The organism is Kitasatospora sp. NBC_01250 (assembly GCF_036226465.1).
GTDB lineage: Bacteria > Actinomycetota > Actinomycetes > Streptomycetales > Streptomycetaceae > Kitasatospora.
In genome coordinates this window covers 2,105,936-2,131,982 of the sequence record NZ_CP108476.1, presented here as the reverse complement: position 1 = coordinate 2,131,982, position 26,047 = coordinate 2,105,936, and the positions used below count along the sequence as shown (strand labels likewise).

The window sequence follows — 26,047 nt, the reverse complement described above, 5'->3', positions numbered from 1 at the left end:
CGGTGGATAGGCTGTGGAGGATACCCGGGGCAGCGGAAGGGGAGGCCATGCCGGCACACGGTCAGGGTCATCAGATCATGCTGGACCAGGGCGAGTTCGGGCCGCACACCTCGCTGCGGCGCGCGCTGCGCCTGCTGGAGGCCGCCGACCGCCATCCGTACGGCGCGGGCCTGGCCGACCTGGCCCGGGAGACCGGCCTGCCCGAACCGGTGGTGCGTGACCTGGTCAATCTGCTCTGCACCGAGGGGTACCTCCAGTCCACCGACGTCGGCTGGGTGCTGGGCGGCACCTTCGCGATGCTCGGCCAGTACAACCGCGAGCAGCTGATCCGGATCCGCCTCCAGCACAAGCTGACCGAGCTGCGCGACGAGCTCGGTGCCGCCGTCTACTTCAGCCGCTACCACGACGGCGAACTGCGCGTGGAGGCGGTCGCCGCGGGTGAGCACGCGCCGGCGGTCCACGAGTGGGTCGACTTCAAGGCCACCGCCCACGCCAGTGCCATCGGCAAGTGCCTGCTCAGCCAGCTCGACCACGACGGCCGCCTGGACCACCTGGCCCGCCACCCGATCGCCCGGCTCACCTCGCGCACCATCACCGACGCCGAGCAGCTGATGCAGCACCTGGAGCGCCAGCCCGCCACCATGCCGGTGCTCGACCTCCAGGAGTACGCCCTCGGCACTGTCTGCGCCGCCGTCCCGGTGACGGCCGGCACCACGGTGGGCTGCCTGGCGATGTCGTTGCCGGTGGCCAACGCGCACCGGCTGCGCGCGGCGGCCGAGCTGCTGGCGGAGCGGGCGGCGCCGCTGATGCTGGCGATGGCGGTCTGAGGAAGCGGACTGGTTCGGGAACGATCGAGGGTGTGCTCGGGGCCTGCTGAAGGGCTGTTTTCTCGGTGACTTGGCCGGTGTGATTAGCTCTCAGCTGTCCTTGCGAACATGTGAGTTAGATGGCGCGGTGGGCCGCCCGGTCCGCGGCCAGCGAAACCAGCTGACTCCCGCTGAACGGAGCGCACCCGTGACCACCAACACCGTTGTGGTGATCCCGACTTACAACGAGGTCGAGAACCTCCCCCGGATCGTGCAGGAAGTGCTGAACCTGGAAATCGACGGCCTCGGCATCCTCGTGGTGGACGACGGGAGCCCCGACGGCACCGGTGAGGTGGCCGACAAGCTGGCCGAGACGCACCCCGGGGTGATCTCCGTGATGCACCGGACGACCAAGGACGGCCTGGGCCGCGCCTACCGTGCCGGGATGAGCAAGGCGGTCGCCGACGGTGCCGACCTGGTGGTGCAGATGGACGCCGACTTCTCGCACCCGCCGACGGCGCTGCGGGACATGATCGAGGCGGCCAAGAACGGCGCCGGCGTGGTGATCGGCTCCCGGTACACCGCCGGCGGCTCGCTCGACGACGCCTGGGCCGCGCACCGCCGGCTGCTGTCCAAGTGGGCCAACTTCTACGTGAAGACGATCCTGAGCGTGCCGGCGGCCGACGTCACCGCCGGGTACAACCTGTGGTCCAAGGAGGCGTTGGCGGCGGTCGGCCTGGAGCGGATCGAGTCCAACGGCTACTCGTTCCAGGTGGAGATGAAGTACCTGGCCGCCAAGGCCGGGGTGCGCATCGTCGAGGTGCCGATCCGGTTCGGGCAGCGCGCTTCGGGCGAGTCGAAGATGTCGATCAACACCCAGCTGGAGTCGGCCTGGATGCCGTGGCGCCTGCGGGCCAAGCACCGCGGGAGCGAGCAGGGCTGAAGCCTGCCGGAGTGACCCCAGGGGTGGGTGGTGGCCGTGGCCACCACCCACCCCTGGGGCGTTCCTGGAGCACGGAAGTCTTATTAGACTCATTGTCGATAAGACCTGCCGAACCTCTTGTGGCCTGCGATACCCGCCAGTAGTTTGAAGTGCTGACGCCCACCCCCGCCGCCCAGGAGGGTTCCCCCATGCCCAGAAACGCCCCCGAGGTGCACGCGGACCTCGTGCTGGAGCCGCGTGACGTGAAGTTCGACTGGAGCGCGCTCCCGCTGCACTGGATCCCCGACGAGCCCGTCGCCACGCACACCATCAACGTGCTCCACCTGCTGCTGCCCGAGGGCGAGCGCTGGTTCATCAAGGTGTTCAAGGACGCCCTGCCGCTGATCACCGACGAGCAGCTGCGCGAGGAGGTGCTCGGCTTCATCGGCCAGGAGTCGATCCACGCCGAGGCGCACCAGGAGGTGCTCGACCACCTGATCACCCAGGGGATCGACCCCAGGCCCTACGTGCGGCAGATCGCCTGGCTCTTCCAGCGGGTGCTCGGCGAGAAGCCGCGGCTGAGCCCGCGGCAGCGGCGGGAGAACATCATCGAGCGGGTCGCCTTCGTCGCGGCGATCGAGCACTTCACCGCGTTCCTGGGCAACTGGGCGCTCAACTCGCCGGGCCTGGACCGGGCCAAGGCCGACCCGACGATGCTGGACCTGCTGCGCTGGCACGGCGCCGAGGAGGTCGAGCACCGCAGCGTGGCCTACGACCTGATGGTGCACCTGGACCCGGGCTACCTGCGGCGGGTGCGCGGCATGACGGTCTCCGGACCGTTGCTGGTGCACCTGTGGGTGCGCGGGGTGCGCTACCTGCTGGCGGCCGACCCGACGCTGGCCGGGCGGATCAGGCCGACCTGGCGCCAGGCCTGGGAGATCTCCCAGCGCGGGCTGCTGCCCGACCCCCTCGCCTCGCTGCGCTCGGGGCTGCGCTACCTCAGGCCCGGCTACCACCCGACCCAGGAGGGCTCCAGCGCGCAGGCGCTCGGCTACCTCGCCACCTCGCCGGCCGCCCGCGCCGCCGCCCACTGACGCCGCCGACGCCACCGACGGCCGCCCGCCTGATCCCAAGGACCGCCTGATGGAGACCCCTCCCGCCCCCACCACCGTCTTCCACCGCACCACGCGGCTCGACGTCGACACGCCCCCGCCGGACCTCTACGGCCGCCCCCGGCTGGACCGGTTCATGCACGCCGTCACCGTCTTCGGCGACGTCTACACCCCCGCGCTGGGCCGCCCGCTGCTGCGCCGCAACCCGCGCCTGCCCGCCCCCCGCTCGCGGGCCCCGCTCTCGCTGGTGGTCACCGCCCACCGCGCGGTCGCCGAGGACGTGGTCGAGCTGCGCCTCGCCGACCCGTCCGGCGACCGGCTGCCCGCCTGGCAGCCCGGCGCCCACCTGCGCCTGACCCTGCCCTCGGGCCGCGAGCGCCACTACTCGCTCTGCGGCGACCCGGCCGACCGCACCGGCTACCGGATCGCGGTGCGCCGGATCGCCGACGGCGGCGGTGGCTCGCGCGAGATCCACGACGAGCTGCACCTCGGCGCCCGGCTGACCGTGCGCGGCCCGCGCAACGGCTTCGCCTTCTGCGGCGAGCGGCGGCTGCTGCTGGTGGCCGGCGGGATCGGCATCACCCCGCTGCTGCCGATGGCCCGGGAGGCCCAGCGGCGCGGCCTGGACTGGCAGCTGGTGCACGCCGGGCGCAGCGAGGCGTCGATGCCCTTCACCGAGGAGCTGCGCGCGCTGGACCCCGCCCGGGTCACCCTGATCAGCGGCACGGTCCCCACCGGCGCCGAGCTGCTGGCCGCGGCCGGCCCCGGCAGCGCCGTCTACTGCTGCGGCCCGGCCCCGATGCTGGCCGCCGTCCAGGCCGCCTTCGAGGCCTCGCCCGCCACCGCCCTGCACTACGAGCGCTTCGGCGCCGCCCCGATCCAAGGCGGCCGCCCGTTCACGCTCCAGCTCGGCGAGGGCGGCGAGCAGCTGCCCGTCCCCGCGGACCGCTCGGCGCTGGACGTGCTGCGCGAGGCCAGGCCCGACCTGCCCTACTCCTGCCACCAGGGGTTCTGCGGCACCTGCCGGGTCCAGCTGCTGGCCGGCACCCCCGAACACCGCGACCGCCGGCTGACCGCCGAGGAGCGCGCGAGCGGCGCCCTGCTGCCCTGCGTCTCGCGTGCGGCCGAGGGCGAGACCCTGGTCCTGGAGGTCTGACTCATGAGCCCCACCGTTGCGCACACCCCCGGCTTCGCCTACACCGCCCAGGACCTGGACCGCTTCCGCGAGGTCCAGCAGCTGGCCTACCACTGCGCCGAGCAGGTCGCCGCCTGGATCGAACCCGGCGTCACCGAACGCCAGGCCACCGCCCAGCTGCGCCGCTGCCTGGTCGCCGCCGGGGTGCGGGACTTCTTCCACATCCCGTTCGCCTGGTTCGGCGACCGCACCGCCTTCCGCCACTTCCACACCCCGCTGCAGTTCTTCGCCGGCTCCCGGGTGCTCCAGGAGGGCATGCCCTACGTGCTGGACTGCGCCCCGGTGGTGGACGGCTACACCGCCGACATCGGCTACGGCGGCAAGGTCGGCGACAACCCGGTCTGGGACCGCCTCGCGCTGGACCTGCGGGTCTACCGCGAGCTGATCCTGCGCGAGGTGCGGGCCCGCAAGCCGCTGAACGAGGTGTACGCGGCCGTCGACGCGCAGATCGCCCGGCACGGCTACGACAACCGCCACCAGGTCTACCCGGGCCGGGTGATCGGCCACCAGGTGACCCGCAACACCAGCCGCGCGCCGATGGGGGTGAACCTCTTCGGCTTCGGTGTGCGCACCCTGCAGACCCTGGGCCGGGAGCTGATCAGCGAGCGCCTGCACGGCCGCTCCCCGCTCTGGGCCGACGGCCGCTCCTCCCACCACGCGCCCACTCCCGGGCTCTGGGCGGTGGAGCCGCACATCGCCTTCCGCGCGGTCGGCATCAAGTTCGAGGAGCTGCTGGTGGTGACCGAGGACGACGCCTACTGGTTGGATGACGACCTGCCGCACGTGCGGCGCTGGACGAGGCTCGAGGAGACCGCCGCGTGAGTGAGAACCCCGCTGTCCGCCGTCGCACCGTGCACAGTGCCGGTGTCGACCTTGCCGTCTTCGAGCAGGGCGACCCCGCGGCGCCCACCGTGCTGCTGGTGCACGGCTATCCCGACACCCACCGGGTCTGGGACGACGTGGCCGCCGAACTCGCCGCCGACCACCACGTGGTCCGCTACGACGTGCGCGGGGCCGGCGAGTCCTCGGTGCCGCGCAGCCGTGCGGAGTACCGGCTGCCGCTGCTGGCGGCGGACCTGTTCGCGGTCGCGGACGCGGTCAGCCCCGAGCGCCCGGTGCACGTGGTCGCGCACGACTGGGGCTCGCTGCAGTCCTGGGAGGCGGTCACCGAGCCGGGTGCCGAGCGACGGCTGGCCTCCTACACCACGATGTCCGGGCCCTGCCTGGACCACATGGGCCACTGGATCCGCCACCGGATGCGCCGCCCCACCCCCCGCCACCTGCGCCAACTCCTGCTCCAGGGCGTGCACTCCTGGTACATCGCCGCCTTCCACCTGCCCTTCCTGGCGCCCGCGACCTGGCGGCTCGGCCTGGCCCGGGCCTGGCCCCGGGTGCTGCGCGACCTGGAGAAGGTCCAGCCCAGGGCCGGCCACCCGCAGCAGACGCTGCGTCAGGACGCGGTGCGCGGCATCGAGTTGTACCGCGCCAACATGCGCCCCACGCTGCGCAACCCGCGCGAGCGCCCCACCGAGGTGCCGGTGCAGCTGATCACGCTGCGCCGCGACCGCTACGTCAGCGCCTTCCTCTCCGAGGGCCTGGAGCGCTGGGTGCCCAGCCTCACCCGGCGCGAGCTGAACGCCACCCACTGGTCCGCGCTGCTCGAACAGGGCCCGGTGGTGGCCCAGATGGTGCGCGAGTTCACCGGGCGGATCGAGAGCGGGGGCGAACCGGCGGGACCGGCGCAGCAGTTGGTGGTCGTCACGGGCGCCGGCAGCGGCATCGGCCGGGCCACCGCGCTGGCCTTCGGCGAGCAGGGCGCCACCGTCGTGGTCTGCGACCTGGACCGGGAGGCCGTCGAGCGGACCGCCGAACTGGTCGCCCTGGTGGGCGGGGTGGGCCACGCCTACCAGGTGGACGTCAGCGACGGCGCGGCGGTCGACGACTTCGCGCGGCAGGTCGCGGCGGCGCACGGGGTGCCGGACGTGCTGGTCAACAACGCCGGGATCGGCCACTCGGGCACCTTCCTGCAGACCACCGAGAAGGAGTGGCAGCGGGTGCTGGACGTCAACCTGTGGGGCGTGATCCACGGTTGCCGGGCCTTCGGCGCGCTGATGGTCGAGCGGGACCAGGGCGGGCACATCGTCAACCTGGCCTCGGCCGCCGCCTACCTGCCCTCCAAGGTGCTGGCCGCCTACGCCACCAGCAAGGCCGCGGTGCTGATGCTCTCCGACTGCCTGCGGGCCGAACTGGCCGACAGCGGCATCGGGGTGAGCGCGATATGCCCCGGCATCGTCAACACCAACATCACCCGGACCTCGACCTTCTCCGGCACCTCCGGCAGCGAGCAGGCCGCCAAGCAGGCCCGGGCGGCCAAGCTCTACGCCCGGCGCGGCTTCCCGCCGGAGAAGGTGGCCGCCGAGATCGTCCGCGCGGTGCGCACCGGCAAGCCGGTGGTGCCGGTGACGGTGGAGGCGAAGGCGGCCCGCTGGATCGGCCGGCTGGCGCCCGGACTGCTCCGGCGGGCGGCCCGGATCAACGCGGGCTGAGCCAGGGCTCGTCCGGCGATCCGCGGCGGATCGGCGCGCGGGGTCAGCGGCCGGCGGGCTCGCCGCCCTCCGGCCGGCCCGTGCGGCTGCCCAGCAGACCGCTGCCACCGTCCAGCAGGCCCGCGCTGCCCTCCAGCAGGCCCGAGGTGATGTCGAGTTCGGCCGGCGTGGTGCTCAGGTCGTAGTGCAGCCGCTCGGCCGGTACCCCGTCGCGCTGGAACCGCTCGACCATGCTGACCACCATGTCGTCCGGGCCCGCCACGAAGACCTCGTGCTCCGGCCAGTGGCCCTGGTCCGGCACCACCTCGGGCAGCCGGCCCTGCACGCCCGGGTAGCCGATCTCCGCGGAGATCACCGGGACGAGCAGTAACCGGGGGAAGACGCTGGCGAGTTGGCGCAGGCTCTGCAGATCGTAGAGGTCGCTCTGCTGCCGGGCACCGACGAACAGGTGCAGGGTGAGCGGCCGGTGGCGCGCGATCATCTCCTCCACCAGCGCCTTGACCGGGGCGAGCCCGGTGCCGCCGGCCACGCAGACCACCCGGCGTGAGGGCCGTTCGGGCAGCGTCATGGAGCCGCGCCCCGGGCCGAGCCTGACCACGTCACCGACCCGGGTGTGGTGCACCAGCGTGTTGCTCACCCAGCCGGCCTGCACGGCTCGCACGTGCAGGGTCAGCAGGCCGTCCCGGCGCGGGGCGTTGGCGATCGAGTACGGGCGCCAGACGCGCGGCCAGCGTGCGGTCTCCACTGTGGTGTACTGGCCGGCCCGGTAGGGGAACGGGGCGTCGGGGCGCAGCGTCAGCACCGCGAGGTCCGGGGTGCGCTGCTCGTGCCCGACCACCTCGGCCAGCCAGCTGGAGGGGGTGCGCCCGGCCTCCGCCTCGGCGGCGCCGCTCATCGCGCCGGCGATCAGCCGGTAGGCCTCGCTCCAGGCGCTCTCGTGCGCGGGCGTCCAGGCCTCGCCGGCGAACCGGCGCAGGGTGGCGAGCAGCGCGCTGCCGACCGCCTCGTAGTGCTCGGTGCGCACCCCGTACTTGCGGTGGTCGCGGCCCAGCTGCTCCAGGAACGAGGTCAGTTCGGCGGGGCGGTCGAGCATCCGGACGGCGCCCGCCAGGGCCCGGAAGAGCCGGTCGCGCTGCACGTCCATCGCGGGCGGGAAGAGCTCGCGGACCTCGGGGTTGTGCAGGAAGAGCGTGGCGTAGAAGTGGCCGGTGAGCTTGTCCGAGTGCTGCTGCACCAGCGCGAAGCTGTCCCGGATCAGAGTCGGATTGTCGGTCATGGTGGTGGTTGACGCTCCGTCAGAGGACGTGTTGGCTGGTTTCCTTGGCGCCGAAGAAGTCGCCGCCCTTGCGTCGGGTGTCGTCGGTGCCCCAGGAACGGGTGCGCGGTGCGGGGACGAACCGCGGGATGTGCTTGGCGCAGTGCAGATAGGCCTCGTCGATGTCGACCAGGACCCAGTGCTCGGCGCGCCGGCCCGGGATCGTCTCCAGCGGCAGGCCGGGGACGTACGGGCGCAACTGGGCGTCCGTCAGCACCCGGGCCCGCCCGTTGATGTGCAGGCCGATCACGTCGTGGACGAAGTCCACCAGCAGCAGGCCGACATGGCCGTTCTCGCTGATGTTGCCCAGGCTCGCCATCACGCCGTTGCCCCGGTACTCGGGGTAGGCCAGCGTGTGCGGGTCGATCACGTGCAGGAAGCCGGGCGGCCCGGCCCGGAAGGTGGCGTCGCACTCGCCCTTCGCGTCGGAGGTGGCGACGAAGGCCATCTCCTGGCGGGCGACGAACTCCCGCATCCGCGGGTTGAGGTGGTCCAGCACCTGTTCGCGGTAGAAGCGATCGGCGCGCTCGGTGGAGCCGTAGGCCTCCTGCAGCAGGTGCTCCCCGGTCGAACCGGGGCGGTGGAGGAGGGGGTTGGCCATCGGGTCTCCGCGTCGTGAGGAAGGGAAGTCGGATGAACGGTCTATGTCAAGCGCATGACAACATTCCCCCCGGAACTTCACAACTGCGGTCAAACGCACCGGCGTTCGACCGTCCCTCGCACCCTACACGTAGGGCGACCAATGGTCACCCGGAAGTGTGCCGAGACCGTGTCGGACTCATGGGAAGATTCCGAACTGCGCCGGTCAGCGGGCCGCGTGGGGCAGGCGGCCGGTGCAGGGGCGGTGCAGAATCGGTGAGCCGCGAGGCGGCCGGGACCGGCGGCCAGGTCCTCGCCGTTCATCCAGGGCGGGAGCGCCACGGCGGACCGGCAGATGCCGGGGAGTTGCGACGAAGAGTCTGGGCCCGGCCCGGCCGACCCCAACCTTGCCGGGCCCAGACTCGTACCGCGGGGTGACGGACCCGGGGGAGTCCGTCACCCCGTCGAGGCCGGCGACCGAGCTCATGCACAGTCAGGGCCGCCGGAGTTCCGGGAAGGTGGCGTGCCCGGGGAAGCCACCACCGTCCCGGAGTCTGAGGGGGTACTGCATCCTTCGCTGCGGCTCACTGCCTCCCGCGGCCGTTGTCGCCACCGCTGTCCTGCCCCGGCGGGGCGGGGCTGCGGTTGTCCCCGCCGCCCGGCGTGCGCGCCGGCGTGGGAGCGCCGGGCAGCGGTACGGGAACGGGGGAGGCGCCGGGAGTGTCCCGGCCGCCCGGCTGGACCTGGCCCGGGGTCGGGGCCTGGCCGCCGCCCTGGCCGGAGCCCGGCAGCGCGGCGCAGTACGCCCGTACCCGGTTCGAGCCGCCCGCCGCGCGCGTCAGCGGCTCGAACCGGGAGTCGCTGGTCCCCGGCTGGCCGTCGCCCGGCCACAGCCGGCAGAGCGGCTGCAACAGGGCGGAGAGCCCCGACCCGCCAGGGGTGCCCGGGACGGCCTTGCCGGGCGGAGCGGAGCTGCCGGGCCTGGTGCTCGCCGCGCCGTCGCCCTGGCCGCCGGCCCCTGCCGAGGCCCCGCCCGGGGCGCCCGGCGAGGCCGAAGCCCCACCCGATGGCCCGGCCGACGCCGCGCCCGGTGTCCCGGCCGAGCCGCCGGGCAGCGGCCGTTCGGCCACCGGTCCGCTGGAGGCCGGCCCGACGGAGGTCGAGCCGGCGGAGGTCGAGCCGGCGGAGCCCGGTCCCGAGCCCGGCCGCGCGGACTGCTCCTGGCCGCCGCGGCTGCCGGCCGGAGCGGGCGAGGCCGATCCGGTGGCGGCCACGTTGTCGACGGGCGCCGAGTGGCCGGAACCGCCCAGCACCGCGGGCAGGTGCCCCGTCCCGGCCGCCACCGCGACCCCGCCGATCGCCGTCACCGCGAACGCCGCGACCACGGCCTTGGCACCGAGGAACCGCGTGGGAACGCGGAACCCCTGCGGTACGCAAGCGGCCATCGGGCGCCTCCGGGAGGTGGACGGAAGGGATGCGGACGAGCGGGACGTGGACGGGTGGGACGTGAGCCGAGCGGCCTCCCGGAACGCGGCGACCGCCGCTTCCTCCCCGGCCAGTTCGTCCGCGGTCGCAGGAGCGGCCGCGGCGGCGAGCAGTCCGAAGAGGGCGCCCGGACCGTCCGGCGAAGCGTCCGCCGCGCCGCCCAGCAGGTGCTCGGCGGCGTCGCGGTCGATCCGACGGGATCGGTTGGTGCTCATCTCATGTCCTTCAGCGTCGAGGCTCCGGCTGGTGTCACACCTTCGGCGGATTTTTTTTCGAGCCGTTTCGACGGACCGCGTGGCACGGGCACGGCGCCCGGGGATTCCAGCAGTTTGGCGAGCCTGCGCAGGCCCCGGTGGGCGGCCATCCGCACACTGCCGGCCCGCTTGCCGAGGACCTTGGCCGCGCTCTCCGCGTCCAGCTGCAGCACCACCCGCAGCAGCACCGCCTCGGCCTGGTCCTTGGGCAGCCGGGCGATCAGCGCCAGCGCCTGCTGGGTCCCGACGGTGGCCAGCGCGCTGCCCTCGGTGTCGTCCCGCGCGGGCAGCTCGGTCAGGTACTCCTCCGGCAGCTCGGCGGTCGGTCGCCGGCGCCGGGCCCGCAGGTGGTCCAGCGCCCGGTGGCGCGCGATGGTGGCGGCCCAGCCCCGGAACCCGTCGCCGTCGCCGTGGAAGGTGTGCAGGTCCCGGGCGATCTGCAGCCAGGTCTCGGAGGCGATGTCCTCGGCGTCCGGGGCGAACGGGCCGTCCCCGCCGACCAGCACCCGCAGGTAGCGCAGCAGCGGCGGCTGCACGGTCCGGAAGACCTCCCGGAAAGCCTCCTCGTCGCCGGCCTGCGCGGCCCGCACCGCCTGCCCGAGCCGCTCCGGCTGCCCGGGGTCCTGCGCACCGTCGGGCCCCTCGGCGGGAGCGGTCGGTGGGGCCGGTGGCGGACCGACGGCGTCGGCGTACCCGAACTGATCTGCGTTTTGCACCGAGCCATCATCCACTCTCTGCGGGTCGGAACACGCACGATCCCGCCCGGCAGCAGGTGCCGGACGGGATCAGTGTGCGCCAGCGCCGCAGGAAGCGGCGTTCCTGTGAGCTTGCTGGGGATTGACGGGGTGTCAGGCGGCCCTGCGGCGCTTGCCCGGGTCGGCGCGCTCCAGGTCGTGGTGGATCGGGCCCGAGCCGGCCGACAGCGGCAGGCAGCCGCCGCCGCGCCGGCTGGCGACGATCTCGGCGGCCACCGCGACGGCGGTCTCCTCGGGCGTCCTGGCCCCGAGGTCCAGGCCGATCGGCGAGCGGAGCCGGGCGATCTCGGCCTCGCTCAGGCCCGCCTCGCGCAGCTTCGCGTTGCGGTCCAGGTGAGTCCGGCGCGAGCCCATCGCGCCGACGAACCCGACCGGCAGCCGCAGCGCGCGCTCCAGCAGCGGGATGTCGAACTTGGCGTCATGGGTCAGCACGCACAGCACCGTGCGGCCGTCCAGGCCGCCGGCGCCGCCGGGTGCGGCGAGCTGGGCGTCCAGGTAGCGGTGCGGCCAGTCGACCACCACCTCGTCGGCCTCGGGGAAGCGCCGCGCGGTCGCGAAGACCGGGCGGGCGTCGCAGACGGTCACCCGGTAGCCGAGGAACTTGCCGATCCGCACCACGGCGGCGGCGAAGTCGATCGCGCCGAAGACCAGCATCCGCGGCTTGGGGACGTAGGACTCGACGAAGAAGGTGACGGTGCTCGCGGCCGTCGGGTCACAGGGGCGGCCGTCCAGCGCCAGGGTGACCTTGGCCGTCTTGCCGGCGTCCAGCAGCGCGCGGGCCTCGGCGACCACCGAGCGCTCCAGCGCTGCGGTGGTCGCGGGCCCGCCGGGGGAGAGGGTGCCGTGGTGGCTGTCGGCGGTCACCGCGACGGTGGCGCCGAGCAGCGCGGTGGGCCCCTCGATCAGCCGGACCAGTGCGACCGGGGTGCCGGAGGCGATGTAGGTGATGCCGGCGTCCAGCCCGGCGTCCGCCCCGGGCACCACCGGCTGGACGAAGACGTCCAGGATCCCGCCGCAGGTCAGCCCGACGGCGAAGGCGTCCTCGTCGCTGTAGCCGAACCGTTCGAGCACCGGCTGCCCGGATGCGATCGCCTCCCGGCACAGCTCGTAGACCGCGCCCTCCACGCAGCCGCCGGAGACGCTGCCGAGGGCCTCGCCGTCCGCGTCCACGGCCAGCGCCGCGCCCGGGTCGCGCGGCGCGCTGCCGGAGACGCCGACCACGGTGGCCACCGCGAAGGAGCGCCCGGAGGCGTGCCAGGCCTGCAACTGCTCGGCGATGTCCTGCATGTCCGTGGCTCCTATCGGTGGTGTCGAGGGGCTGGCGGTGGTCCGGCGGGCGGGTGGTGGCGGAGGTGACGGCGGCGCGGTGCGGGCGGCCGGTCGGCTCCCCCCGCACCACGCCGGACACGGCCTAGTGGACCCCCAGCCACTCCTTGACCGGTGTGAGCGCGAAGTACAGGACGAAGACGGCGGTCAGGATCCACATCAGCGGACCCGGTTCGCGCCACTTGCCCTTGCCGGCCTTGATCACCGTGTAGGAGATCACACCGGAGGCGACACCCGCAGTGATGCTGTAGGTGAACGGCATCATCGTGCAGGTCAGGAAGGCCGGAATGGCCACGTCGCGGTCGGCCCAGTCGATGTGCCGGGCCTGACTCATCATCATCGAGCCGATCACGACCAGCGCGGCGGAGGCGACCTCGACCGGCACGATGCCGGCCAGCGGGGAGAAGAAGAGCATCAGCGCGAAGACACCGCCGGTGACCGCGGAGGCCAGCCCGGTCCGGGCGCCCTCACCGACACCGGTGGCCGACTCGACGAAGACCGTCTGGCCCGAGGCGCCGAACAGGCCGCCGATCGCACCGCCGGCGCCGTCGATGAACAGCGCCTTGGACAGGCCGGGCATCCGGCCCTGCTTGTCGGCCAGGCCGGCCTCGGTGCCGACCCCGATGATGGTGGCCATCGCGTCGAAGAACCCTGCCAGCACCAGGGTGAAGACCGCGACCGAGGCGCTGATCGCGCCCATGCCCTTGGAGCCGAAGGCGCCGAACAGGTCGATGTGGCCGACCAGGCCGAAGTCGGGTGCGGCGACCGGGCTGCCCGGCCAGACCGGCGGCGCGCTGCCCCAGGCCTTGGCGGGGACGTGGCCGACCGCGTTGACCACGAAGGCGAAGACGGTGCCCGAGGCGATGCCGATCAGGATGGCGCCGCGCACGTTGCGGGCCAGCAGCACGAAGATGATCAGCAGCGTGACGGCGAAGCAGACCACCGGCCAGCCGGTCAGCTCGCCCTCGGGGCCGAGCGAGACCAGGGTGGGCCCGCCGCTCTGCACGAAGCCGGCCTTGTGCAGGCCGATCAGCGAGACGAACAGGCCGATCCCGATGGTGATCGCGTGCTTGAGCGGCAGCGGGATGCCGTTCATGATCTTCTCGCGGAGTCCGGAGACCACCAGCAGCACGATCAGCAGGCCGTAGATGACGCAGAGGCCGAAGGCCTGGGCCCAGGTGGTGTGCGGTACCACCAGCGCGGAGACCGCCCCGGAGACCGACAGGCCGGCGGCGACCGCCAGCGGCACGTTGCCCACCACGCCCATCAGGATCGTGGTGACGGCGGCGGCGAGCGCCGTCGCGGTGGTGAGCTGGGCGTGGCCGAGCTTGGCGCCGGTGACGTCGGCGCCGCTCAGGATGAGCGGGTTGAGCAGGACGATGTAGGCCATCGCCATGAAGGTGGTCAGGCCGCCGCGGATCTCGTTGCCGAAGGTCGAGCCGCGCGCGGAGATCTTGAAGTACCTGTCCAGAGCGTTGTTCGAACCGCCCGAGGCCGAGGTGGGGGTGCCGGCCTGGGCGGGGATTCTTTCGGTGGTGTCTGGCTCCGTGGGGATCCGGGACATGTCCACTCCCAAGGTTCAAAGGGGGTTGGGGTGGGCGAGCCGACCTGGGACGGTCAGTAGGGGCGACCGCCGAGGGGGACTGTTCGACTCACGAGGTGCACTCTGTGGTGCCTGCGGTGCGTGGGGTGGTGCGCACCGCTGCAGAGCCCCGGCGTGGGAGAGGCAGCGGAATGGTGGTGCACGGGGTACTTCCTGGTGGTGCGCCCCGGAGCGGCGGGGGAAGACGGTCCGCCGCCCCGGGGAGGTCGGGCACCGGGATCAGAGCGTCCCGGTGAGGTGCTCGGGCCGGACCGGGATCCGGTTGAGGGCGATGCCGGTGGCCTGCCGGATGGCGGCCACGATCGAGGGGGTGGCCGAGACCGTGGGCGCCTCGCCGACTCCGCGCAGCCCGTACGGGGCGTTGGGGTCGGGCAGTTCGAGCATGTCCACCGGGATCGGCGGCACGTCGAGGATGGTGGGGATCAGGTAGTCGGTGAAGGAGGCGTTGCGCACCTTGCCGTCCTTCACGATGATCTCCTCCATCACCGCCAGGCCCAGCGCCTGGGTGCAGCCGCCCTGGATCTGGCCGATCACCGAGAGCGGGTTGAGCGCCTTGCCGACGTCCTGGGCCGCCGTCAGCTCGACCACCTTGACCAGGCCCAGGTCCACGTCCACGTCCACCACCGCGCGGTTGGCGCAGAAGGTGTACTGGACGTGGCCGAAGCCCTGCCCGGTCTCCTTGTCGAACGGGACGGTGGGGCGGTGGTGGTGCTCGCGGGTCAGGTCGATCGCCTCGTCGCCGAGCAGGTCGACCATCGAGACCAGCGCGCCCTGCGAGGCGGAGACCACCTTGCCGCCGACCAGGTCCAGGTCGGGGTGCGTCCAGCCGTAGCGCTTGCGGCCCTTGGCGATCAGCGCCTGCTTGACCGCCTCGGCGGCGAGCTTGACCGCGCCGCCGGTCATGTAGGTCTGGCGCGAGGCAGAGGTGGAACCGGCCGAGCCGACCTCGGTGTTGGCCGGGTGGATGGTGACCTTCTCCACGCCCAGCTCGGTACGGGCGATCTGGCCGTGCACGGTGATCCCGCCCTGGCCGACCTCGGCCATCGCGGTGTGCACCATGGCCACCGGCTCGCCGCCGATCACCTCCAGGCGCACCCGGGCGGTGGAGTAGTCGTCGAAGCCCTCGGAGAAGCCGACGTTCTTGATGCCCACCGAGTAGCCGATGCCGCGCACGATGCCCTCGCCGTGCGAGGTGTTCGACAGCGCGCCGGGCAGCTCGCGGATGTCCAGGTTGGCCAGGTCCAGCGGCGGCGGCAGCGGCATGTCCTTGACCCGCTGCAGCAGTTCGGCCACCGGCGCGGGGGAGTCGATCTGCTGCCCGGTGGGCATGTAGTCGCCCTCCGACATCGCGTTCAACTGCCGCAGCTCCACCGGGTCCATGCCCAGTTCGGCGGCGAGCCTGTCCATCTGCGACTCGTAGCCGAAGCAGGCCTGCACCGCGCCGAAGCCGCGCATCGCCCCGCAGGACGGGTTGTTGGTGTAGAGGGCGATGGCCTCCATCCGCACGTTCGGGATGTTGTACGGGCCGTTGCCCAGCGAGGCCGCGTTGCCGACCACGGCGGGCGAGGCGGAGGCGTAGGCGCCGCCGTCCAGCACCAGGCGCACGTCCGCGTAGACCAGCTTGCCGTCCCGGGTGGCGCCGTGCTCGTAGGTCATCTTCGCCGGGTGGCGGTGCACGTGGCCGAAGAAGGACTCGTCGCGGGAGTAGACGATCTTGACCGGCTTGCCGGTGCGCAGGGCCAGCAGCGAGGCGTGGATCTGCATCGACAGGTCCTCGCGGCCGCCGAAGGCGCCGCCGACGCCGGCCAGCGTCAGGCGCACCTTCTCCTCGGGCAGGCCGAGCACCGGGGCCATCTGCTGGCGGTCCACGTGCAGCCACTGGGTGGCGACGTAGAGGTCGATGCCGCCGTCCTCGGCGGGCACCGCGAGGCCGGACTCAGGGCCGAGGAAGGCCTGGTCCTGCATGCCGACCTCGTACTCGCCGCGTACCACCACGTCCGCCAGCGCCTTGACCTCCTCGGTCACGCCCTGGCCGTGGACCAGCTTCTGGCTGTGGCAGATGTTGCCGGAGGCGTGCGACTTGTACTCGTGCGGCTCGTGCACGTAGCCGTTGAGCTCGGGGTTGAGCGCCTGCTCCTCGGTGGTGATCGGGGTGAGCACCTCGTACTCGACCTTGATCTTCTTCACCGCGCGGCGGGCGGTCTCCGGATGGTCGGCGGCCACCAGCGCGATCGCCTCGCCGTGGTAGCGGACCTTGTCGATCGCCAGCGCCGGCTGGTCCTGGATCTCCAGGCCGTAGTACTTGGAGCCCGGGATGTCCTCGTGGGTCAGCACCGCGTAGACGCCCGGGGTCTTCAGCGCCTCGGAGATGTCCACCGAGAGGATGGTGGCGCGCGGGTGCGGCGAGCGCAGCGCCATGCCCCAGAGCATGTCCTCGTGCCACATGTCCGAGGAGTAGGCGAACTCGCCCTTGACCTTCAGCGTGCCGTCCGGCCGCAGCGGGGAGCCGCCGATGCCGTGCGGGGAGCCGGTGGTGATGTCCTGGAGGTTCTTCTGCCCCCGGATCGTCCGTGTGGTCATTCGGCCGTCCCCACCTTCTGGCACTTGCGGGCGGAGGCGAGCCGCACCGCGTCCATGATCTTCTCGTAGCCGGTGCAGCGGCACAGGTTGCCGCTCAGCGCCTCGCGGATGTCGGTGTCGCTGGGCTGCGGGGCGCGGTCGAGCAGCGCGTCGGTCTGCACCAGCAGACCCGGGGTGCAGAAGCCGCACTGCACGGCCCCGGCGTCGATGAACGCCTGCTGGACCAGGCCCAGTTCGCCGTTCTCCTCGCTCAGGCCCTCGACCGTGCGCACCTCGCGGTCCTGCACCTGGCCGGCCGCCACCAGACAGGAGCAGACCGGCGTGCCGTCCAGGTAGACCGTGCACGAGCCGCACTCGCCCTGCTCGCAGGCGTTCTTCGAACCCGGCAGGCCGACCCGCTCGCGCAGCACGTAGAGCAGGCTCTCGCCCTCCCACACGTCGTCCGCCTCGACCGGCTTGCCGTTGGCGGTGAAAGTCACCCTCATGCCGCGCTCCTGATCTGCTTGCTGTAGTCGTTCCAGGTCCACGTGAGGGTGCGCCGCGCCATCACGGCCAGCGAGTGCCGGCGGTAGTCGGCGGTGCCGCGGACGTCGTCGATCGGGGAGGCGGCGGCCTTGACCAGCTCGCCGAACCGCTGGGTCACCTCGGCGCCCAGCAGCTCGCCCGACTCCCACAGGCCGCGCTCGGTCAGCACGCCCTGCAGGTACTCCTCCGCCTCCACCGCGCGGCGCGGCGTGGGGGCGGCCGAGCCGATGCCGGTGCCGACGGTGCGGTTCTTGGGGTGCAGCGCGAAACCGAAGGCGCAGACCGCGATCACCATCGCGTTGCGGGTGCCGATCTTCGAGAACTGCTGCGGGCCGTCCGCCACCGGGATGTGCACGGCGCGGATCAGCTCGTCCTTCTCCAGGCTGTTGCGCTTGACCCCGAGGTAGAACTCGTCGATCGGGATCAGCCGGGTGCCGCGCACCGAGGCGGCCTCCACGAAGACGTCGCGGCCGGCGGCCAGCAGCGCGGGGTGCGCGTCGCCGGCGGGGGAGGCACCGCCCAGGTTCCCGCCGACGCCGCCGCGGTTGCGGATCTGCGGCGAGCCGACGGTGTGCGAGGCCAGCGCCAGGCCCGGCAGCGGGCCGGCCAGCTCGGCGATGATCCGGGCGTACGTCACGGCGGCCCCGAGCCTGACCACGCCGTCGGTGATCGACCACTCGGTCAGCTCGGTGACGCGGTTCAGGTCGAGCAGCGCGGATGGCCGGTGGACGTCGAAGTTCATCTCGACCATCACATCCGTGCCGCCCGAGATGGGCAGCGCGGTCGGGTGCTCAGCCTTCGCCGCGAGCGCCTCGTCCCAGCTTGCGGGCCGCAGGAACTCCATGCGGGTGTCTCCTCAAGTCGTCGCCGATCGAACCTTTGGGCACTGTGCCCCGGGGACCGTACGGCCGCGCCCTGCGACGCGGCCGTACGGTCCCCCCAACCTCCGAAGAGCGGAAGCGGTCACCCCGGCGTTGCCGGGGCGTCCTGTCCTGGTCACCGGGGTGTGTCCGGCGGCGTGTGGCCAGTGAACCGCCGACCCGGGGCCCGCAGGCAGTCACCGATGGCATGAAGCCCGCGCGCCGGGGCCGCCCGGCATCCTGTACGTTCCTCTAAGGACGACGAATGCGCTGCTGAGCGGTTTGCCAACCGCCCCGTCCGGCCGTGATCCGGCCGTGACGGCCCGGCGACACCCCGTGACCCCGCACAGTGCTGAGACATATCGCCGAAGGCCCGGGATTCGGGCATATGGTGACCCCCCGACCCGCGCGGACGGTCACCGTCGCCGTTCGCCCGACCCCCTGCCATCGCGACCCCTGACCGGCTACCACCCAGTAACCCGCCCCCAGTTCAGACGAAGGAGTCTGCGGATGCGTGTCCGTGACCTGCTCGCCCCCGGCGCCCCGAGGCTGCGGCTGCTCGCCGCCGAGGAGGAGCTCGACCGTCAGGTCAGCGGTGTCATGACCACGGACCTGCACGACCCGGGCCGCTACCTGCACGGCGGTGAACTGGTGCTCACCGGCATGCTCTGGCGCACCGCGCCCGAGGACTCCGAGCGCTTCGTGCGCACGCTGGCGGCCGGCGGGGCGGTGGCGCTGGCGGCCGGCGAGGCCGAGGTCGGGCCGGTCCCCGAGGACCTGATCGAGGCCTGCCGCCGGCACCGGATGCCGCTGCTGGCCGTCCCCGACGACATCGCCTTCTCCACCCTGACCGAGTTCATCGGCCGCCAGGTCTCCGCCGACCGCGCCGCCGACCTGGCCGCCCTGGTGGACCGGCACCGGATGCTCGTCTCGGCGGCCGGCGGCGGCGGGCTGGACGCGGTGCTCGACCTGCTCGGCGGGGACCTGGACCTGGACTGCTGGGTGCTCACCCCCACCGGGCGGGTGATCGCCGGCCCGGTCGAGCACCTGAGCGCCGAGGACCGCGACCAGCTGGTCCGCGCCCACCTGGCCGCCCAGCGCCAGCGCCGCCGCCCCCCGCACCGGGCCCGGCTGGCCTCCGGCGCCTACTCGCTGCTGCCCGCCACCTCCCGCCCCGAGGAGGGCACGGCCCTGTCGGACTGGGTGCTCGCGATCGCCGGCGACGTCACCGAGTGGACCACCAAGCGCCAGCAGCTGGCCGAGAACCTGGCCCGCCTGGTCGCCGCCGAGCGCGACCGCCGCGACGAGGGCCGCCGGCTGCGCCGCCGGATCGCCGACGAGGTGCTGACGCTGCTGCAGCGCGACGCCGATCCGGGCGAGATCAGCCGCGCCCTGTACGCCTCCTCGGCGATGGCCGCCCGCTACGAGGGCGCCGAGCCGGAGCCGGTGGCGCCGGAGGGCTCCTGGCTGGTGCTCAGCGCCGAGGGGACCGGCCTGCCCGAGGGGGCGGTGCGCTCGATCCTGGAGGAGGCGCTGACCGGCACCTCGGACCGCGCGCTGGTGGCCGGCGCCGGCACCGGCGCGGTGGTGGTGCTGCCCGCGCCGGCGGCCGCGGTGCCCGCCGACGCGCTGCGCGAGCTGCTCGGCCCGCTGGAGGCCGGACTCGGCTCGGCCGGCCGGATCACCCTCGGCGTCTCGGCCCCCGCGCTGGAGGCCGGCGGCCTGCGCGGCGCGCTGGAGGAGGCCCGGCACGCGCGCCGGATCGCCGCCGCCCGGGTCGGCCGGGTCTGCGTGGCCGGCCCCGAGGAGCTCGCCTCGCACGTGCTGCTGCTGGCCGCGGTGCCCGACGAGGTGCGCCGCGCCTTCCGCAGCCGGCTGCTGGACAAGGTGATCGCCTACGACATCGAGCACCAGGCCGACCTGGTGCGCACCCTGGAGGCCTTCCTGCGCTCGGACGGCTCCTGGACCCGCTGCGCCGCCCAGCTGCACGTGCACGTGAACACACTGCGCTACCGGATCGGGCGGATCGAGGAGCTGACGGGGCGTGACCTGTCCCGGCTGGAGGACCGGGTGGACTTCTACCTGGCCCTGGAGCTGGCCTGACCGGCTGTCGGCTGCACAGTCGCCTCAGGCCCCGGACCATTCGGTCCGGGGCCTGAGCGTTCGGTGCCGTCAGCTCGTCAGCTCGTCAGGAGGCGGGCTTGGGCGCCGGGATGATCGTGGTCAGCCACTTGAAGACGTCCGGCACCATCGGGCGCCACAGCGAGGGCGTGTGCGGACCGGTGGTCAGCAGCACCTTCACCGTCGTCGGCGGCTTGGCGGCGGCGGCCAGCGCCTGCCCGTCCTCGTAGCCGTCGCCCTTGTCGCCGCTCTGGTAGAGCGCGACGTTCGGCGGGGTCGCGGCGTGCTTGAGGATGTAGAGCGGGTTGGAGATCTCGTTCAGGTGCGGGTCCTTCGCGGTGAGCGAGGAGGACAGGCTGCTCGGCTCGTTGTAGCCCGAGAGGCTGACCGCGGCGCGGTAGCGGTCGGGGTGCAGCAGCGCCATCCGGTCGGCGCAGGCCGCCCCGGCGGAGAAGCCGCCCACCGCCCAGCCGTTCGGCGAGGGGTCGGCCCGGAAGTTGTCCAGGATCATCTGCGGCACGTCGGTGGAGAGCCAGGTGTCGGCGTTGACCTTGCCCGGGACGTTGGCGCAGCCGGTGTCGACCGTGGTGCTGATCAGCTGGGTGCGCGGCGAGATCAGGATGAACGGGGTGACCTGGCCGGACTTCATCAGCGGCGCCAGCTGCTCGGAGACCTTCAGCGAGCCGAACCAGGTCTTCGAGGACCCGGGGAAGCCCGGGAACAGCTCGACCACCGGGAAGTTGGTGTTCTTGTACGCCGGGTCGTTGTACTGCGGCGGCAGCCAGACGTTGACCTCGCCGTCGACCCCGGAGACCGTGCCCTTCAGGTCGGTGGTCTGCACGTCCTTGGGCACCAGCGGGTCGTCCACCGGCTTGAACTGCTGGATCACCTTGGCGCGGGCGGGCTTGGCGGCGTCGTTGCCGGGCTGGCCGGGCTGCCCGTTCGCGCCCGCGCCGTTCGCCCCGGCCACCGCGGCCGTCGGCACGTTGGGCACCGAACTGATGTGGCCGCCGTCACCCAGCAGGTCGTCCCAGCTGCCGTAGATCATGTTGGCGTTGTTGACCATCACGAAGATCATGGCCACCGCCGTCACCTGGCAGAACAGCAGCATCACCAAGCGGGCCAGGAACTGGACCGGCTTGGGACCCCCGACCCGCCCCCAGAGCACCAGGGTCACCAGGAGTGACACCGGTACCAGGATGATCGTGAGGATCAGGAAGGGCTGGCCTGTCAGTTGCATCAATGACTCTCGTATCCGAATTACTGCGGCCACCCGGACCTGGGGATGCCCGGTGCCTAACGACGTGCGGGGGTGGACGTATACAAGAACGACGGCGTGAACGTGTGCCCGGTTTCGTGCGTAGCTGACCGGAACCTGAGAGGAAGATCACGTGCAGCTGGGCGTTCGCCGTGTTCCGGCCTCCTAGTCTGACATCTGCCTGAGCGTGGCCCGGACCCGCGTCTCACCCCGCGCCCGGATGATCGGCGCGGCGTATCGTTCCAACGTGACCCAGCCCAACGGCCGCACCGGCCAACCCGTCCTCCCCGCGCTGCTCGGCCTCGGCCAGCGGGGCCTCGGTCAGCGCCGGTTCGACCGGTACGGCGCCGACCGCCGCCGCACCCTTCCGGCCGGCGTGCTGCGGCTGCCGACCATCGGCATCGACATCGGCGGCACCAAGGTGGTGGCCGGGGTGGTGAACGGCGAGGGGAAGATCGTCGAGCAGCTGCGCACCGAGACCCCGCACAAGAGCAAGAGCCCCAAGGTGGTCGAGGACGTCATCGTCGAGCTGGTGCTGGAGCTGGCCGACCGGCACGACGTGCACGCGGTGGGCATCGGCGCGGCCGGCTGGGTGGACCACGACCGCTCCCGGGTGCTCTTCGCCCCGCACCTGAACTGGCGCGACGAGCCGCTGCGCGAGGCGCTCAGCGACCGGCTGAAGTTCCCCGTGGTGGTCGAGAACGACGCGAACGCCGCCGCCTGGGCCGAGTGGCGCTTCGGCGCGGGCCGGGGCGAGGACCTGCTGGTGATGATCACCCTGGGCACCGGGATCGGCGGCGCGGTGGTGCGCCACGGCTACGTGGACCGGGGCCGCTACGGGCTGGCCGGCGAGTTCGGCCACATGCAGGTGGTCCCCGGCGGGCACCGCTGCCCGTGCGGCAACCGGGGCTGCTGGGAGCAGTACTCCTCGGGCAACGCGCTGGTGCGCGAGGCCCGCGAACTGGCGGTGGCCGAGTCGCCGGTGGCCCAGCCGCTGCTGGCCCGGGCCGGCGGCGAGGTGACGGCGATCACCGGGCCGCTGGTCACCGAGGCCGCCCAGGCCGGCGACCCGATGGCGGTGGAGCTGCTGCACGACATCGGCACCTGGCTGGGTGTGGGCCTGGCCAACCTGGCCGCCGCGCTGGACCCGGGCCGGTTCGTGATCGGCGGCGGTGTCTCGGCCGCCGGCGACCTGCTGCTCGCCCCCGCCCAGGACGCCTTCCGCCGCACCCTGACCGGCCGCGGCTTCCGCCCCGAGGCCGAGCTCACCCGTGCCGCCCTCGGCAACGAGGCCGGCCTGATCGGCGCCGCCGACCTGGCCCGCGCCGTCGCCCGCCGCTTCCGCACCGTCAAGCGCAGCCGCGCCGAGCGCTGAGCGGGTCCGCCGGCAGGGGCGGGCTCACTCCCGCTCGCTCTCCGGTGCCCCCGGCAGCTCGATCCGGTCGCGGTAGTACCAGCGGCTGAGCGCCGCGCGCAGCCGCGGCCCCGGCCCGCGGCCGGTGGCGCGCACGGGCGCCGGGCGGTCGTACAAGGTCAGCGCATGGCGCTGCACCGGGGTCAGCGCCCGCTGCTCGCCCTCGTAGCCGCCCTCGACCAACTGGCGGACGAACCCGGTGGGCGCCGAGCCGCCGGTGAAGCGGTCGCGGTCACCCGCCTGCAGCGCCAGGCAGAGACGGCGGGTGAGCCAGAAGGCGAACACCGGGGCGACGAAGAGCGCCACCCGCAGCACCCAGTCCACCGAGTCCACCGAGAGGTGGAGGACCAGCGCCAGCACGTCCTGCCCGCCGGCCAGCAGCAGCACCGCGTACGCCGTCATCGCGGCCACCCCCACCGCGGTGCGGGCCGGGCGGTCGCGGGGGCGATCGCACAGGTGCCGCTCGCCGTGGTCGCCGGTGATCCACTGCTCCAGGAAGGGGTAGGCGTAGAGCGCCCCGAAGAGCACCAGCGGGAGGACCACCGCGGGCAGCAGCGGGTTCCACGCGATGGTGTGGCCCCACAACCGGGTCTCGGTGCCCGGCATCAGCCGCAGCGCACCCTCCAGGAAGCCCATGTACCAGTCCGGCTGGGCGTCGGTGGAGGCCTGGTCGGCCCGGTAGGGGCCGTACTTCCAGATCGGGTTGATCTGCGCCAGCGCCCCGAGCGCCGCGATCACCCCGCAGACCATCGCCAGCAGCCCGGCGGTCTGGGTGGCGAACTGCGGGAACATCGGCTTGCCGACCACGTTGCGTTCGGTGCGCCCAGGGCCCGCCCACTGGGTGTGCTTGAGGTGGTAGACCAGGATCAGATGGGCCGTCACCAGGGCGACCAGCAGGCCGGGCAGCAGCAGGATGTGCGTGGTGTACAGCCGCGAGACGATGTCGGTGCCGGGCCACTCGCCGCCGAAGGCGAAGAACGCGAGGTAGCTGCCCACCAGCGGGACGGCCAGCATGAAGCCCTGCGCGGTGCGCAGCCCGGTGCCGGAGAGCAGGTCGTCGGGCAGCGAGTAGCCGGCGAAGCCCTCCACCAGGGCGAGCTGGAAGAGCGTCAGGCCGATCAGCCAGTTGACCTCGCGCGGCCGGCGGAAGGCGCCGGTGAAGAAGATCCGCAGCAGGTGCGCGCCGATCGCGGCCACGAAGACCAGCGCGGCCCAGTGGTGGATCTGCCGCACCAGCAGCCCGCCGCGCACCTCGAAGCTGATGTCCAGGGTGCTGGCGTAGGCCTCGGTCATCCGGATCCCGCGCAGCGGCGCGTAGCTGCCGGCATAGACCACCTCGCCCATCGCGGGCTTGAAGAAGAAGGTCAGGTAGACGCCGGTGAGCAGCAGCAGGACGAAGCTGTACAGGGCCAGTTCGCCGAGCAGGAAGGACCAGTGGTCGGGGAAGACCTTGCGCAGCTGCCCCTTGGCGGCGTCCAGGAACGGCAGCCGTCCGTCCAGGGCGACGGCGCTCCGCTCGGCGGCCCGGCCCAGGTCGGGCCCGCCCTGCTCCCCCGGTCGCCGCAGCCGCATGCGATCCGCACCTCGTCTCCGCTCCGGCGGCCGTCCGGGTGGACCGGCCCTCGCACCAGCTTGTCGCGGGTGCGGCGGACCGGCCCTGCCCCGCCCGCGCGCGGCGCCGGGGTTCACCCCGTCGCGCTATCCGCGGGCGCTCGGCCCGGCGGGTGCGGGCCGGATCTCGACGGTGGGCGGTGCTGTCGGTGCCGGACGGTATCTTCGGGGGCGGGTGCCAGGCCCGGCATCCGCCGCCCGTACCTGCTGGAAGGCCTGGTCGTGACCGTCCGCATCGCCACCTGGAACATCAACTCCGTCACCGCGCGGCTGCCCAAGCTCCTGGAGTGGCTGGAGAGCGCGAAGCCCGACGTGCTCTGCCTGCAGGAGCTCAAGTGCGCCGCGGACGCGTTCCCCTACGAGGAGGTGCGCGCCCTCGGCTACGAGACCGAGGCCCACGGCACCGGGCGGTGGAACGGGGTGGCCATCGTCTCCCGGATCGGCTTCGAGGACGTGGTGCGCGACCTGCCCGAGCAGCCGGGCTACCTGGCCGACGACGCGATGCTCCCGGTGATCGAGCCGCGCGCCATCGCCGCCACCTGCGGCCCGGTGCGGGTCTGGTCGGTCTACGTGCCCAACGGCCGCGAGGTCGGCCACGCCCACTTCCGCTACAAGCTCGACTGGCTCACCACGCTGCGCGACTCGGTGCGGGCGGACGCGGCCGGCGGGCGCCCGTTCGCCGTGCTCGGCGACTTCAACGTGGCGCCGAGCGACGAGGACGTCTACGACCTCGCCGACTTCGAGGGCGCCACCCACGTCACGCCCTTGGAGCGCGCCGCGCTGGCCGAGCTGCGCGAGGCGGGCCTGGCGGACGTCATGCCCCGTCCGCTCAAGTACGACCGGCCCTACACCTACTGGGACTACCGCCAGCTGGCCTTCCCGAAGAACCGCGGCATGCGGATCGACCTGGTCTACGGCAACCCGGCCTTCGAGGCGGCGGTGACCGACGCCTACGTCGACCGCGAGGCGCGCAAGGGCAAGGGCACCTCCGACCACACGCCCGTGGTGGTGGACCTCGACCTGTAGGACGGGGCCTCAGCCCTGGGCGGACTTCAGGGCGGCGGTGGCGAGCAGGTACTGGGCCAGCAGATAGGTCGACATGATCCAGAACTCGTGTCCGGGCAGCTCGCGCCAGCCGGCCAGGCGGGTGGCGATCAGCGTGTCGGAGAGCAGGAAGAGCGCGCCGCCGAGCCCGCCGCGCCGGCCCAGGCCCGCCGAGGCCACGGCGGTGGCGGCGAGCAGCAGGCTGTAGCCCGCCACCGGCGCCTTCAGTTCCCCGAGCCCGGGCCAGAGCTGGCTGATCATCACCGCCCAGGCCAGCGCGTACCCGGCCGCCACCAGCGCGGTGCGCCGACGGTCCGTCAGCGCACCCTGCTTGGCGAACATCGTCACGTAGCAGATGTGCGCCGCGGCGAAGGCGCCCATGCCGGCCAGGAACGCCGGCTCGCTGTCCACCTGGAGCAGTGCGTCCCCGGCGGCGCTGGCCAGCAGCGCGGGGGTGAGCAGCCGGGGCGCGCGGTCCGGCGCCGCCGAGCTGACGGCGTGGGTGGCGAGCAGGGGCATCAGGGCGGGCTTGGTGACCTGCTCGACCACCTTGGCCTCCGTCAGCAGCGAGCCCAGATGCGTGGCGGCGGTCGCGGCGAAGGCGGTCAGCAGACCGCGGGTCCGGCGCGGGGCCCGGAGCGCAGGGGCCCGGCGGGCGGTTGCGGTCGTCGTCAGGTTCAGCATGTCCGGCACGATAGGCGACCGGGGCGGACACCGGAAGACCGGGTTACCCGCG

General features: G+C 73.1%; 21 protein-coding genes. 9 read left to right on the top strand and 12 right to left on the bottom strand.

The window, feature by feature from the left end; all coding sequences use genetic code 11:
• The first annotated feature begins 74 nt into the window (after positions 1-74).
• From OG500_RS08650 to OG500_RS08625, 6 genes are all read left to right on the top strand, one after another.
• The gene (locus OG500_RS08650; protein WP_442789320.1) at positions 75-827 is read left to right on the top strand and encodes an IclR family transcriptional regulator; all 753 of its coding nucleotides are present in this window, start codon (positions 75-77) and stop codon (positions 825-827) included.
• Between the two features lie 187 nt (positions 828-1,014).
• Positions 1,015-1,749 (top strand): polyprenol monophosphomannose synthase, encoded by a 735-nt coding sequence (locus OG500_RS08645; protein ID WP_327065842.1) that lies wholly within the window; start codon positions 1,015-1,017, stop codon positions 1,747-1,749.
• Positions 1,750-1,937: 188 nt separating this feature from the next.
• Positions 1,938-2,822 (top strand): metal-dependent hydrolase, encoded by an 885-nt coding sequence (locus OG500_RS08640; RefSeq protein ID WP_327065841.1) that lies wholly within the window; start codon positions 1,938-1,940, stop codon positions 2,820-2,822.
• A gap of 49 nt (positions 2,823-2,871) precedes the next feature.
• Complete coding sequence (locus tag OG500_RS08635; protein WP_329578322.1) at positions 2,872-3,996, top strand: PDR/VanB family oxidoreductase; 1,125 nt, start codon at positions 2,872-2,874, stop codon at positions 3,994-3,996.
• Between the two features lie 3 nt (positions 3,997-3,999).
• A complete protein-coding gene (locus OG500_RS08630; RefSeq protein ID WP_329578319.1) occupies positions 4,000-4,857 on the top strand; it encodes a M24 family metallopeptidase in 858 nt (285 codons plus the stop codon).
• Positions 4,854-6,581, top strand: coding sequence for an SDR family oxidoreductase (locus tag OG500_RS08625; protein WP_329578316.1), 1,728 nt, complete (start codon positions 4,854-4,856; stop codon positions 6,579-6,581). The genes OG500_RS08630 and OG500_RS08625 overlap by 4 nt, the downstream gene beginning before the upstream one ends.
• 43 nt (positions 6,582-6,624) lie before the next feature.
• Here OG500_RS08625 and OG500_RS08620 read toward each other — a convergent pair whose 3' ends face one another.
• The 9 genes from OG500_RS08620 to OG500_RS08580 form a co-directional block, all read right to left on the bottom strand.
• Entirely contained in the window at positions 6,625-7,857 is a 1,233-nt protein-coding gene (locus OG500_RS08620; protein ID WP_329578313.1) for a globin domain-containing protein, read from the bottom strand.
• Between the two features lie 19 nt (positions 7,858-7,876).
• Positions 7,877-8,497, bottom strand: a complete 621-nt coding sequence (locus OG500_RS08615; RefSeq protein ID WP_329578310.1) for a pyridoxamine 5'-phosphate oxidase family protein — start codon at positions 8,495-8,497, stop codon at positions 7,877-7,879.
• A 562-nt stretch (positions 8,498-9,059) separates the two neighbouring features.
• A complete protein-coding gene (locus OG500_RS08610) occupies positions 9,060-10,175 on the bottom strand; it encodes a hypothetical protein (protein WP_329578307.1) in 1,116 nt (371 codons plus the stop codon).
• On the bottom strand, positions 10,172-10,804 hold the full coding sequence (locus OG500_RS08605; RefSeq protein ID WP_329587457.1) for an RNA polymerase sigma factor: 633 nt from the start codon (positions 10,802-10,804) through the stop codon (positions 10,172-10,174). Before OG500_RS08605 ends, OG500_RS08610 begins: the two co-directional genes overlap by 4 nt.
• A gap of 258 nt (positions 10,805-11,062) precedes the next feature.
• On the bottom strand, positions 11,063-12,256 hold the full coding sequence (locus tag OG500_RS08600) for an XdhC family protein (RefSeq protein ID WP_329578303.1): 1,194 nt from the start codon (positions 12,254-12,256) through the stop codon (positions 11,063-11,065).
• A gap of 124 nt (positions 12,257-12,380) precedes the next feature.
• A complete protein-coding gene (locus OG500_RS08595; protein WP_329578300.1) occupies positions 12,381-13,859 on the bottom strand; it encodes an NCS2 family permease in 1,479 nt (492 codons plus the stop codon).
• Between the two features lie 258 nt (positions 13,860-14,117).
• Positions 14,118-16,478 (bottom strand): xanthine dehydrogenase subunit D, encoded by a 2,361-nt coding sequence (gene pucD / locus OG500_RS08590; RefSeq protein ID WP_329578296.1) that lies wholly within the window; start codon positions 16,476-16,478, stop codon positions 14,118-14,120.
• Positions 16,475-16,963 (bottom strand): (2Fe-2S)-binding protein, encoded by a 489-nt coding sequence (locus OG500_RS08585; RefSeq protein ID WP_327065831.1) that lies wholly within the window; start codon positions 16,961-16,963, stop codon positions 16,475-16,477. The genes pucD and OG500_RS08585 overlap by 4 nt, the downstream gene beginning before the upstream one ends.
• On the bottom strand, positions 16,960-17,847 hold the full coding sequence (locus OG500_RS08580; protein ID WP_327065830.1) for an FAD binding domain-containing protein: 888 nt from the start codon (positions 17,845-17,847) through the stop codon (positions 16,960-16,962). The genes OG500_RS08585 and OG500_RS08580 overlap by 4 nt, the downstream gene beginning before the upstream one ends.
• Before the next feature lie 526 nt (positions 17,848-18,373).
• Here OG500_RS08580 and OG500_RS08575 point away from each other — a divergent pair.
• On the top strand, positions 18,374-19,966 hold the full coding sequence (locus OG500_RS08575) for a PucR family transcriptional regulator (RefSeq protein WP_327065829.1): 1,593 nt from the start codon (positions 18,374-18,376) through the stop codon (positions 19,964-19,966).
• Between the two features lie 85 nt (positions 19,967-20,051).
• On the opposite strand, the gene OG500_RS08570 is transcribed toward OG500_RS08575, so the two are convergent.
• Positions 20,052-21,224 (bottom strand): alpha/beta hydrolase, encoded by a 1,173-nt coding sequence (locus OG500_RS08570; RefSeq protein ID WP_327065828.1) that lies wholly within the window; start codon positions 21,222-21,224, stop codon positions 20,052-20,054.
• A gap of 310 nt (positions 21,225-21,534) precedes the next feature.
• Between OG500_RS08570 and OG500_RS08565 the strand changes: the two genes are divergently transcribed.
• Positions 21,535-22,617 carry an ROK family glucokinase gene (locus OG500_RS08565; RefSeq protein WP_442789319.1) on the top strand — a complete coding sequence of 361 codons (1,083 nt, stop codon included), beginning with the start codon at positions 21,535-21,537 and terminating at the stop codon, positions 22,615-22,617.
• A 24-nt stretch (positions 22,618-22,641) separates the two neighbouring features.
• Here OG500_RS08565 and qcrB read toward each other — a convergent pair whose 3' ends face one another.
• The gene (qcrB, locus tag OG500_RS08560; protein WP_329578291.1) at positions 22,642-24,228 is read right to left on the bottom strand and encodes a cytochrome bc1 complex cytochrome b subunit; all 1,587 of its coding nucleotides are present in this window, start codon (positions 24,226-24,228) and stop codon (positions 22,642-22,644) included.
• A gap of 261 nt (positions 24,229-24,489) precedes the next feature.
• Here qcrB and OG500_RS08555 point away from each other — a divergent pair, with 261 nt between their 5' ends.
• Complete coding sequence (locus tag OG500_RS08555) at positions 24,490-25,293, top strand: exodeoxyribonuclease III (protein ID WP_327065825.1); 804 nt, start codon at positions 24,490-24,492, stop codon at positions 25,291-25,293.
• Positions 25,294-25,302: 9 nt separating this feature from the next.
• Here OG500_RS08555 and OG500_RS08550 read toward each other — a convergent pair whose 3' ends face one another.
• Positions 25,303-25,995 carry a lysoplasmalogenase gene (locus OG500_RS08550; RefSeq protein ID WP_329578288.1) on the bottom strand — a complete coding sequence of 231 codons (693 nt, stop codon included), beginning with the start codon at positions 25,993-25,995 and terminating at the stop codon, positions 25,303-25,305.
• Positions 25,996-26,047: the final 52 nt, after the last annotated feature.

Excerpts from the sequence above, each read along its gene's own strand:
- OG500_RS08640 (WP_327065841.1), top strand. The coding sequence starts at position 1,938 with ATGCCCAGAAACGCCCCCGAGGTGCACGCGGACCTCGTGCTGGAGCCG.
- OG500_RS08635 (WP_329578322.1), top strand. The coding sequence starts at position 2,872 with ATGGAGACCCCTCCCGCCCCCACCACCGTCTTCCACCGCACCACGCGG.
- OG500_RS08630 (WP_329578319.1), top strand. The coding sequence starts at position 4,000 with ATGAGCCCCACCGTTGCGCACACCCCCGGCTTCGCCTACACCGCCCAG.
- OG500_RS08620 (WP_329578313.1), bottom strand. The coding sequence starts at position 7,857 with ATGACCGACAATCCGACTCTGATCCGGGACAGCTTCGCGCTGGTGCAG.
- OG500_RS08615 (WP_329578310.1), bottom strand. The coding sequence starts at position 8,497 with ATGGCCAACCCCCTCCTCCACCGCCCCGGTTCGACCGGGGAGCACCTG.
- OG500_RS08610 (WP_329578307.1), bottom strand. The coding sequence starts at position 10,175 with ATGAGCACCAACCGATCCCGTCGGATCGACCGCGACGCCGCCGAGCAC.
- OG500_RS08600 (WP_329578303.1), bottom strand. The coding sequence starts at position 12,256 with ATGCAGGACATCGCCGAGCAGTTGCAGGCCTGGCACGCCTCCGGGCGC.
- OG500_RS08595 (WP_329578300.1), bottom strand. The coding sequence starts at position 13,859 with ATGTCCCGGATCCCCACGGAGCCAGACACCACCGAAAGAATCCCCGCC.
- pucD (WP_329578296.1), bottom strand. The coding sequence starts at position 16,478 with ATGACCACACGGACGATCCGGGGGCAGAAGAACCTCCAGGACATCACC.
- OG500_RS08585 (WP_327065831.1), bottom strand. The coding sequence starts at position 16,963 with ATGAGGGTGACTTTCACCGCCAACGGCAAGCCGGTCGAGGCGGACGAC.
- OG500_RS08580 (WP_327065830.1), bottom strand. The coding sequence starts at position 17,847 with ATGGAGTTCCTGCGGCCCGCAAGCTGGGACGAGGCGCTCGCGGCGAAG.
- OG500_RS08575 (WP_327065829.1), top strand. The coding sequence starts at position 18,374 with ATGCGTGTCCGTGACCTGCTCGCCCCCGGCGCCCCGAGGCTGCGGCTG.
- OG500_RS08570 (WP_327065828.1), bottom strand. The coding sequence starts at position 21,224 with ATGCAACTGACAGGCCAGCCCTTCCTGATCCTCACGATCATCCTGGTA.
- qcrB (WP_329578291.1), bottom strand. The coding sequence starts at position 24,228 with ATGCGGCTGCGGCGACCGGGGGAGCAGGGCGGGCCCGACCTGGGCCGG.
- OG500_RS08550 (WP_329578288.1), bottom strand. The coding sequence starts at position 25,995 with ATGCTGAACCTGACGACGACCGCAACCGCCCGCCGGGCCCCTGCGCTC.